An 8,833-nucleotide genomic window follows, 5' to 3' on the forward strand; every position below is an offset into this window, starting at 1 on the left:
CCCCTCGTGGAAGATCGCGTCCAGGACCCGCCCCGGGGGGGCGGGGGCCCAGGGCGGGGGGGGCCTGGGGTTGGCGGTGTGCCCGCCGGCGAACCGGCCGGCGCCGCCGGCACCGGGCGTGACGACCGTGTCGGCGAGCCCGAGCGGCAGGCAGACCTCGCGGCGGACGAGCTGCTCGTAGTCGGTGCCGGCGCGCCGGGCGAGGGCGAGGCCGAGGAGGCCGGCGCCGAGGTTGGAGTACCGGAAGGTGCGGCCGGGCACCGAGCGGAGCTTCGTCCGGGCGAGCCCGTCGAGCAGCCGGTCGGCGGTGCAGCCGGCGTACGGGTCCGCGGCCCGCGGGTTGAGCAGGGCGGGCAGCAGCATGCCCTTGGGCAGGCGCGGCAGGCCGGAGGTGTGGGTGGCCAGGTGCTGGAGGGTGATCCGCCGGCCGCCGCGGCCGGGGACGGTGCAGCCGGGCAGCAGGCCGGCGAGCGGCTCCTCCAGGGCGGCGTCGCCGGCGAGCACCGTCCGGGCCAGCAGCAGGGCGGTGAAGACCTTGGTGATCGAGCCGATCTCGAAGAGGGTGTCCGGGCCGGGCGGACCGGAGGCCGCACCGCCGGCCGACCCGGCGCCGCGGATCTCCGCCGCGCCGTCCGCGAGGCCGACCACCACCGCGCCGACCTGCTGCTCCGCCAGCCGGTCGGCGGTCCGTCCCACGAGGTCCCCCAGCTCTGCCATGTCCACAACCCTAGGCGCGGACCGCGGCCGGTCCGTCCGCCCGCATGAGGAATCCCACCCCTCCGCCTCGTCCGCCAGGTGTACGCCGCTGGACGGACCGGGCGCCGGCACGGCTCCCCCGAAAGACAGACCCGGCCCGCCGCGCCGACGGGCCCTCAGTCCCGGTGCCCGGAGCGCGGCATGACGGACCGCCGACAGCCGCGGCCCCCGGAGGGGAGCTTCGCCCACGGACGGCCCTTGTCTCGGAAGCATCTCAGCTGGTGAACGGGTTGCGCACATCACCTTGACAGCAAAGGAAGGGTTACCTAAGTTCTGCTGGCATGTCTCCGCAGTCGCACCACCGCACCGAGGACGCCGACCGCCCCGAGCCGTCGACGGCCTTCGTCTTCGACATCACCGCCGACGAGATCCGCCGCCGGTCGCTGGCGGGCGCCTCGCTCGGGCCCGCCCGGGACATCGCCGAGGAGGAGCGCCGCGAGGCCGAGGCCTACGCCCTGCTCTACTCCGGCCTGGACGCCGAGCAGCAGCGGCTCTACGACGACCTCGTCACGGCGGGCGTGCTGCCCGTGGAGGAGCGGACCGATGCTGCCCGTTGACCCGCAGGCCGACATCGGTCGCCGCGCGTGGATCGCCTGCCCCAACTGCGACGACGCCCGCGACTGCACGCCCTGCGGGGAGCGCCGCTCCTGCTCGGAGCACTGGCGCTACCTGATCTCCAACACCGGGAGCCTGCTCCACCTGCAGTGCCCCGGCTGCACCCACGTGTGGGACCACGAGACCGGCTTCGGCGCCACCCGCTCGGCCCTCGGCCGGGTGCCCGGCCCGCGCCGCTCCGAGCCGACGGCCGGCGTGCTGCCCGAGGACGGCCCGGAGGCCGGCGACCGGGCACCGCACGACGCACCGTGATCCACGGCGGACCGTGATCCACCGGGGGTCGGGCAAGCCCTAGACTGCGCGGCATGAACGCCACGCCCGACGACCGGCTCGAACGCCTCGTCCGCCTCGCCGCAGGCAGCTACCTGCTGGTCACCACCTTCAAGAAGGACGGCACGGCGGTCCCCACCCCGGTGTGGGTGGTGCGGGACGGCGACGCGCTGGGCGTCTGGACGGTCTCCGACTCCTGGAAGGTCCGCCGGATCCGCAACCGGGCGGACGTGCTGGTCGGCCCGTGCGACGTCCGCGGCAGGCCGACCGGCGAGCAGGTGCCCGGCACCGCCGAGATCTGCCCGCCCGAGAAGACCGCCGCCTACCGCACCCTGCTGCGGCAGAAGTACGGCCTGCTCGGCGTGCTCACCCTGCTCGGCAGCCGGGTCCGCCGCGGCGACCGCGGCACGGTCGGCATCCGGATCACCCTGACCTGACCCGCGGCACCGCCCGCGGGAACACGACGCGCCCGACGGCGCGGCCGGGCGGACCCGGTCGCGCCGTCGGGCGCGGTCGCACGTGGCGGGTGCTCAGTTCTCCGCGAGCAGTTCGAGGGTGTCGATGACGCGGTTGGAGAAGCCCCACTCGTTGTCGTACCAGGCGACCACCTTGACGTGCTTGCCGTCGACCCGGGTGAGGGCGGCGTCGAAGATGGACGAGGCGGGCTGGCCGGTGATGTCGCCGGAGACCAGCGGCTCGTCGGCGTAGTCGAGGATGCCCTTGAGCGGGCCGTCCGCGGCGGCGCGGTAGGCGGCGAGCACCTCCTCGCGGGTGACCTCGCGGGAGACCGTGGTGTTCAGCTCCACGATCGAGCCGACCGGGACGGGCACCCGGATCGAGTCGCCGGACAGCTTGCCGTCGAGCTGCGGCAGCACCAGGCCGATGGCCTTCGCGGCACCGGTGGTGGTCGGCACGATGTTCACGCCGGCGGCGCGGGCGCGGCGCAGGTCGCGGTGAGGGCCGTCCTGGAGGTTCTGCTCCTGGGTGTAGGCGTGCACGGTGGTCATGAAGCCGTGCTCGATGCCGGCCAGGTCGTCGAGGACGGAGGCCAGCGGGGCGAGCGCGTTGGTGGTGCACGAGGCGTTCGAGACGATCACGTGCCGGGCGGGGTCGTACGCGTCGGTGTTCACGCCGTAGGCGAGGGTGACGTCGGCGCCGTCGGAGGGGGCGCTGACCAGCACGCGCCGGGCGCCGGCGGTGATGTGGGCGCGGGCGGCGTCCGCGGCGGTGAAGCGGCCGGTGGCCTCCAGCACGATGTCGACGCCGAGCTCGGCCCACGGCAGGTTGGCCGGCTCGCGCTCGGCGAGCACCTTGATGCGGCGGCCGTCGACGACCAGGTCGGTGCCGTCGATCTCGACGGAGCGGCCGAGCCGGCCGAGCGCGCTGTCGTACTTGAGCAGGTGGGCGAGCGCGTCCGGGGCGGTGAGGTCGTTGATGGCGACGACCTCCAGCTTGCTGTCGCGCTCCAGCAGGGCGCGCAGGGTGTTGCGTCCGATGCGGCCGAATCCGTTGACGGCGATGCGGGTCATGGAGGTTCCTCTCGTGTCGTCCCGCCATCCATGGTCGGCATCCCGGCGCCCGGCAGACAGTGGCCCGGATGACAGCGTGCGCAAGGATCTCGCCAGATCCTTCGCCAACGCTCGCAAGGATCCCGCCACCCCGCCCGGCGGGCCCCTGACGGAGCACCCCGTCAGGGGGCCGGATCCGGCCGTCAGGCCGAGAAGGTGTGGCGGTACTCCGTCGGGGAGGTGCCGAGGATCCGGTGGAAGTGCAGGCGCAGGTTGGCGCCGGTGCCGAGGCCGACCCGGTCGGCGATCTGCTCCACGCCGAGGTCGGTGCGTTCGAGCAGCTCGCGTGCCAGGTCGACGCGGGCCCGCAGCACCCACTGCATCGGCGTGTAGCCGGTGTCCTCCACGAACCGCCGGGAGAAGGTGCGCCCGGAGACCTTGGCGTTGCGGGCCAGGTCCTCCAGGGTCAGCGGCTCGGCGAGGTGGGCGAGGGCCCACTCCCGGGTGTCCGCGAAGAGGTCGCCGAGCGGTTCGGGGACGCTCCGCGGCACGTACTGCGCCTGTCCGCCGCTGCGGTAGGGCGCCGCCACCAGCCGCCGCGCCACGTGGTTGGAGAGCCCCACGCCGTGGTCGCGACGGAGCAGGTGCAGGCAGAGGTCGATGCCGGAGGCGGCGCCCGCGGAGGTGAGCACGTCGCCCTCGTCGACGAACAGCACGTTGGCGTCGACCCGTACCAGCGGGTGCCGTTCGGCGAGGGCCCGGGTGTAGTGCCAGTGGGTGGTGGCCCGCTTGCCGTCGAGGAGTCCGGTCGCGGCGAGGGCGAAGGCGCCGGTCGAGATCGCGGCGAGCCGGGTGCCGCGGGCGTGCGCGGCGGTGAGTGCGGCGACGACCTCGGCCGGCGGTTCGGTGGTGGCCGGCTCGCGGTAGCCGGGGATGAAGACGGTGTCGGCCTGTTCGAAGGCCTCCAGGCCGTCCGCCACGTGGTACGAGAGGCCGTCGCCGCCGGTCACCAGCCCCGGTGCGGCTCCGCAGACCCGCACGTCGTAGGGCATGCTCGGCCGGTTGGAGAACACCTGGGCGGGGATGCCCACGTCGAGCGGCTTCGCGCCCTCCAGCACGAGCACCGCGACCTGGTGGTTCCTCCGCCCCATCGGGCCTCCTCCTGCGCACTCCGCGGCCACCGGTCGTCCGCTCCCCCGCGGGTGGCCCGAACGACGACTGTCGCAAGCATCCTGCCACCTGTGCCCGGCCGGGGCCCCGGCACGGCTCAGCCCGCCCGGTGGTGCAGCGCACCGAGGAGGGCCAGGTCCTCGGCGGTGAGCCGGAGGGCGGCGGCCGCCACGTTGGCGGTCAGGTGGTCCGGGTCCCCGGTGCCGGGGATGGCGAGCACGTGCGGGCCGCGGTGCAGCGTCCAGGCGATCCGGACCTGGGCGGGGCTCGCGCCGTGGCGGCGGGCGACCGCGAGGACCTCCGGCGGTTCCTCCCCGGTGCTCCCCGCCTGCCGTCCGGGGCCGGCGATCGCGTAGAACGGCACGAAGGCGGTGCCCCGCTCGCCGCAGGCGCGGAGCAGCGCCTCCTGCTCGGGCGGGCTGCCGATGCCGTACGGGTTCTGCACGCAGACGACCGGGGCGATCGCCGCGGCCTCGGCGAGGTGGGCGGCGGTGACGTTGGAGAGGCCGAGGTGGCGGATCAGGCCGGCCTCGCGGAGTTCGGCGAGGGCGCCGAAGCGGTCGGCGACCGGGTCGGTGCCGACGACCCGCAGGTTGACCAGGTCCAGGTGGTCGCGGCCGAGCTGGCGCAGGTTCTCCTCGACCTGGCCGCGCAGTTGCTCGGGGGTGGCGTGCGGCAGCCACCGGCCGGAGCGGTCCCGGCCGGGGCCGACCTTGGTGGCGATGACGAGGCCGTCGGGGTAGGGCGCCAGGGCGCGGTTGATCAGCTCGTTGGCGGAGCGCAGCGGCGAGAAGTAGAAGGCGGCGGTGTCGATGTGGTCGACGCCGAGGTCGACGGCGCGGCGCAGCACGGCGATCGCCTGCTCGCGGTCGCGGGGCACGGCGCGGCGGACCAGGGCGGGACCGGTCTGCGGCAGGCGCATGGCGCCGAAGCCGAGCCGGTTGACCGTCAGGTCGCCGAGGGCCCAGGTGCCGGCCGCGGCCGCGGCCGGGGTGATGGTCTGTGAGGTCATGCCCGGCATCATCGGCGGGGCCGTAGAGTGACCGCCATTGATTCGGGCAGGGGCGAATCCGGGCGGGGGCGCGGGTGGCGGAGCTGGTCTTCTCGGTGCGGGACCTGGCGCAGATGCGGTTCGCCGTGTCGCCGATGTGGGAGGTGGGGCCGAGTCTGCGGCTGCTGCGGTCGGGGGTGGTGCATCCGGTGCACCGGCGGTGGGCCGAGCAGGTGCGGCCGCGGCTGGCGGCCGCGGGTCTGGACCGGGGCCGCCTCGCCGAGTTGGTGCCGCCGTCGGGGTACGTGCCGGACTTCCTCAATCCGACGCCCGCGGCGCCGGTCGCCGAGCTCGCCGAGGAGGTGGACGGCATCCTGGCGACCCCGCCGGAGCGGGTCCGCCGCGACCTGGACCGGCTGCGGCGCGAGCAGGGCGGGCTGGGCCCGCGCACCGAGGCGCTGTACGCCCGGCCGGAGGCCCGGCTCGCCGGGGTGGCCGAGGAGGTGCGGCTGTACTGGGAGTTGGCGCTCGCGCCGTACTGGGCGCGGATCCGGGCCGTGCTGGACGCGGACGTGGCGCACCGGGCGCGGCAGGTCGCGGAGCGCGGCGCGGCGCACCTGCTGGGCGGTCTGCACGCCTCGGTGCGGTGGGACGAGGACACCCTGCGGCTGCTGCGCCGGCCGAGCGCGCTCTCCCGGCCGACGGCCGGTCACGGGCTGCTGCTGATCCCGTCGGTCTTCACCGGTCCGGTCCCGTTCACCCGGGTGACGCCGCCTGACCCGCCGCAACTCGCCTACCCCGCCCGGGGGATCGGCTCGCTCTGGGAGGCGCCGTCCGGGGACGGGGGCGAGGCGCTGGCGGCCGTACTGGGCCGTACCCGCGCCCGGCTGCTGGCGGAGCTGGACTCCCCCGCCTCGACCACCGAACTGGCCCGCCGCACCGCCCTGTCGCCGGCCGCGGTCTCCGAGAACCTGACCGCGCTGCGCGCCGCCGGTCTGACCACGGCCCACCGCGTCGGCCGCTCCGTGCTGTACGCCCGCACGGCGGCCGCGGACACCCTGCTCGCGGCTGCCGCCGCGGCGGGCGGCTGAGCGGAGAACCGTCAGCCGTCCACCAGGCCGCAGCTGAACGGGAAGGACCGCAGGAACTCCTGCCGGGCCCGGTCCGGTTCGGCCTCGGCCAGGTCGGCGACCGTCCGCAGCAACCGGGTGCGCTGCTCCCCGGGCAGGTGGAGCAGTTCGGCGGCGACACCCTCCATCAGCTTCACGGCGGTGTCCGGGTCCACCTCGTCGTCCTCGCACTCGTCGAGGTGGCGGACGACGTCGACGAGGAGGCCGGCCAGGACGGCCACCAGGGGGTCTGTGCCGGTCATCCGGGCACCCTAGCGGAGGGGCGGTGCCCCGCCGCGGGCTGCCGCGGAGGGGCACCGGGGTGGGCGGGCCGGCCGCGAGACGAGTTCCTCCCGGGCGGCGGGTCCGGCTTCCTGGCGTGCGGGACGTCGTTCAGCGAGATCACGTCGCCAGCGGCGTCAGCCGCGGTCCTCCCAGTCCGGTGCGAAGAAGCGGGCCCCGCTGACAACGGTGTCCCCGGCCCGGGTGGCCCGGACGTACATGTTGAGCCCCTCCGGCCCCGGACCGCCGCCATAGACCAGCCGGCCCGTACCTCGGTCCTCGATGTACTGGATCACCTCTGCGTCGACCTCGGAGACCGGCCGGCCGATCAGCCGGATGCCCTCCAGGTCGACCTGGGGCCCGGTGCGCCCGTGCACGGTCACGGCCGCAAGTACGGGGAAGCCTTCCAGGTACCAGTAGTGGGCGGTCACCCCGGCCGCGTCGAACTGTTCCTCCCTCAGGTTCCACTGTCCCTCGCCGTGCCCCGACCACCGGTACCACCCCCGGCGGGCGGCCGGCGCTTCACCGTCCAGCGCGGCGGCCACCTGGTGCGGGCTCATCCCGAACCCGAGCGGGCCGACCCGCTCCAGCGGCGTCCAGTCCCAGCGGGGCCGGTCCCGGTCCGGAGTCACCGGCCACGTCCCGGAGTTCGTCTCCGCATCGCGAACGTCGTGCCACCGGATGACCGGCGTGGCCGTGTACGGGTCCTCGGCCTGCTCGGGGCCGACCACCAGGGCATCGGTGATCACCGTGTCCCTCCGCTCCGCGTACCCCTCGGCCGACAACCCCCAGTCCTGCACCGCGCCCATGGACAACCCCCAGGCCGCCACCTCCGGATCACCGCCCCGGTTCACCCGCACCGAGACCCCGTGCCGCCGGGCGAGCTCGTGGATGTCCGCACACACCTCGGACGGCACCCGGGCGATCAGCTGCACGTCCCCCAGCCGCACCAGCGGTCCGGACAGAGCGTCGACCGCCACGGCGACCAGACGCGGCCCCGGCCCGTAGATCGCGGTCACGCCCGCGCCGCGGTACTGCTGCCAGGACAGCCCGCCTTCCGTGCTCTGCGAACAAAGGACGTCCGCCCCCTCCAGAGCCGCCTTCACCCGGTCGGGGCTCATCCCGAACCGCAACGGCCCGATCCCCGCCAACGGGTCGATCACCCACCGCGCCCGTTCGCCCTCCGGCTTCCTGGTCCACCAACTCACCGGCACATCCCCGATCGCTCCGAGCAGCCCCGGCGCCGCCTGCCGTGATCTTGTCGGCCACCCTACCCGGGCCCTCTGACGCAGCGGTCGTCGACGACATCGCCGGAGGTCGGCACGCTCCAGCAGGGGCGGACGAGTCGGCGGCCCCCGGCCGACGGGCCCGTGTGTGAGACCGGGATCCCCGCGGATGCTGTCGACTCGAACGCGTGTCACCAGGTCCCGACTGCCGTGTCACGGACGCCCTTTCACCGCTGCGGCCGATCGGACCCGCCGGCCCCTACCCGTCGGGTGAACGGCCGGTGCGTCCGGTCGGGCCGCCGGACCGCGGGCGGACGGCGATCCCGCACCGCGCCGCCCGGCCCCAGGCGGGCGCCGCGGACCGGTCAGGAATGGAGAAGCCCTGCTCACCGCCGCGCGGCTAGCGTGGCAGCCATGGACATCACCATTCAGTGGACCTTCCTCCCGCACACCGACCCGGAGGCCTCGCTGGCCTTCTACCGCGACCTCCTCGGCTTCGAGGTCCGCAACGACGTCGGCAACGGTGCGATGCGGTGGATCACCGTCGGCCCGGCGGAGCAGCCCGGCATGTCGATCGTCCTGGAGCCGCCCGGCATGGACCCGGGCGTCACCGAGGACGAGCGCCGCACCATCACCGAGATGATGGCCAAGGGCACCTACGCCCGGATCACCCTGGCCACCGCCGACCTGGACGGCGTCTTCGACAAGCTGAAGGCGGGCGGCGCCGAGTTCGTCCAGGAGCCGACCGACCAGCCGTACGGCCTGCGCGACTGCGCCTTCCGCGACCCCGCGGGCAACCTGGTCCGTTTCAACCAGACCGGCTGAGCCGTCCGCGGCCGGGGCCCCCCCCCCCCCCCCCCGGGGGGGGGCGGGCCACGGGGACGGACGGGCAGCCGCCCACCATGC

At 75.1% G+C, this 8,833-nt stretch carries 10 protein-coding genes and 1 pseudogene; 5 read left to right on the forward strand and 6 right to left on the reverse strand.

Annotated elements, in window-relative coordinates:
- A partial coding sequence (locus ABD353_RS22765; protein WP_344625500.1) for a serine hydrolase domain-containing protein occupies positions 1-717 on the reverse strand: 717 nt, incomplete at its 3' end.
- A 320-nt stretch (positions 718-1,037) separates the two neighbouring features.
- On the opposite strand from ABD353_RS22765, the gene ABD353_RS22770 reads away from it, so the two are divergent.
- The 3 genes and pseudogenes from ABD353_RS22770 (at position 1,038) to ABD353_RS22780 (ending at position 2,078) form a co-directional block, all read left to right on the forward strand.
- Positions 1,038-1,313, forward strand: a complete 276-nt coding sequence (locus tag ABD353_RS22770; RefSeq protein WP_344625501.1) for a DUF6400 family protein — start codon at positions 1,038-1,040, stop codon at positions 1,311-1,313.
- Positions 1,300-1,533: pseudogene (locus ABD353_RS22775) on the forward strand (hypothetical protein); the annotation flags it as partial. The gene ABD353_RS22770 and the pseudogene ABD353_RS22775, both read left to right, overlap by 14 nt.
- 143 nt (positions 1,534-1,676) lie before the next feature.
- Complete coding sequence (locus ABD353_RS22780) at positions 1,677-2,078, forward strand: PPOX class F420-dependent oxidoreductase (protein ID WP_344625502.1); 402 nt, start codon at positions 1,677-1,679, stop codon at positions 2,076-2,078.
- Between the two features lie 93 nt (positions 2,079-2,171).
- On the opposite strand, the gene gap is transcribed toward ABD353_RS22780, so the two are convergent.
- The 3 genes from gap to ABD353_RS22795 all read right to left on the reverse strand — a co-directional run bounded on the left by gap (position 2,172) and on the right by ABD353_RS22795 (position 5,331).
- Positions 2,172-3,170 (reverse strand): type I glyceraldehyde-3-phosphate dehydrogenase, encoded by a 999-nt coding sequence (gene gap / locus ABD353_RS22785; protein WP_344625503.1) that lies wholly within the window; start codon positions 3,168-3,170, stop codon positions 2,172-2,174.
- 182 nt (positions 3,171-3,352) lie between these two features.
- Positions 3,353-4,300, reverse strand: a complete 948-nt coding sequence (locus ABD353_RS22790; RefSeq protein ID WP_344625504.1) for a GlxA family transcriptional regulator — start codon at positions 4,298-4,300, stop codon at positions 3,353-3,355.
- A gap of 116 nt (positions 4,301-4,416) precedes the next feature.
- A complete protein-coding gene (locus ABD353_RS22795; protein ID WP_344625505.1) occupies positions 4,417-5,331 on the reverse strand; it encodes an aldo/keto reductase in 915 nt (304 codons plus the stop codon).
- 113 nt (positions 5,332-5,444) lie between these two features.
- Here ABD353_RS22795 and ABD353_RS22800 point away from each other — a divergent pair, with 113 nt between their 5' ends.
- The gene (locus tag ABD353_RS22800) at positions 5,445-6,401 is read left to right on the forward strand and encodes an ArsR/SmtB family transcription factor (RefSeq protein ID WP_344625546.1); all 957 of its coding nucleotides are present in this window, start codon (positions 5,445-5,447) and stop codon (positions 6,399-6,401) included.
- Positions 6,402-6,412: 11 nt separating this feature from the next.
- On the opposite strand, the gene ABD353_RS22805 is transcribed toward ABD353_RS22800, so the two are convergent.
- Positions 6,413-6,682 carry a hypothetical protein gene (locus tag ABD353_RS22805; protein ID WP_344625506.1) on the reverse strand — a complete coding sequence of 90 codons (270 nt, stop codon included), beginning with the start codon at positions 6,680-6,682 and terminating at the stop codon, positions 6,413-6,415.
- A 156-nt stretch (positions 6,683-6,838) separates the two neighbouring features.
- Positions 6,839-7,909, reverse strand: coding sequence for a hypothetical protein (locus ABD353_RS22810; protein WP_344625507.1), 1,071 nt, complete (start codon positions 7,907-7,909; stop codon positions 6,839-6,841).
- 432 nt (positions 7,910-8,341) lie between these two features.
- On the opposite strand from ABD353_RS22810, the gene ABD353_RS22815 reads away from it, so the two are divergent.
- Positions 8,342-8,752, forward strand: coding sequence for a VOC family protein (locus ABD353_RS22815; RefSeq protein WP_344625508.1), 411 nt, complete (start codon positions 8,342-8,344; stop codon positions 8,750-8,752).
- Positions 8,753-8,833 lie beyond the last annotated feature (81 nt).

It is taken from the genome of Kitasatospora arboriphila, from assembly GCF_039528095.1.
Classification (GTDB): Bacteria; Actinomycetota; Actinomycetes; order Streptomycetales; family Streptomycetaceae; genus Kitasatospora; species Kitasatospora arboriphila.

Excerpts from the sequence above, each read along its gene's own strand:
- ABD353_RS22770 (WP_344625501.1), top strand. The coding sequence starts at position 1,038 with ATGTCTCCGCAGTCGCACCACCGCACCGAGGACGCCGACCGCCCCGAG.
- ABD353_RS22780 (WP_344625502.1), top strand. The coding sequence starts at position 1,677 with ATGAACGCCACGCCCGACGACCGGCTCGAACGCCTCGTCCGCCTCGCC.
- gap (WP_344625503.1), bottom strand. The coding sequence starts at position 3,170 with ATGACCCGCATCGCCGTCAACGGATTCGGCCGCATCGGACGCAACACC.
- ABD353_RS22790 (WP_344625504.1), bottom strand. The coding sequence starts at position 4,300 with ATGGGGCGGAGGAACCACCAGGTCGCGGTGCTCGTGCTGGAGGGCGCG.
- ABD353_RS22795 (WP_344625505.1), bottom strand. The coding sequence starts at position 5,331 with ATGACCTCACAGACCATCACCCCGGCCGCGGCCGCGGCCGGCACCTGG.
- ABD353_RS22800 (WP_344625546.1), top strand. The coding sequence starts at position 5,445 with ATGCGGTTCGCCGTGTCGCCGATGTGGGAGGTGGGGCCGAGTCTGCGG.
- ABD353_RS22805 (WP_344625506.1), bottom strand. The coding sequence starts at position 6,682 with ATGACCGGCACAGACCCCCTGGTGGCCGTCCTGGCCGGCCTCCTCGTC.
- ABD353_RS22815 (WP_344625508.1), top strand. The coding sequence starts at position 8,342 with ATGGACATCACCATTCAGTGGACCTTCCTCCCGCACACCGACCCGGAG.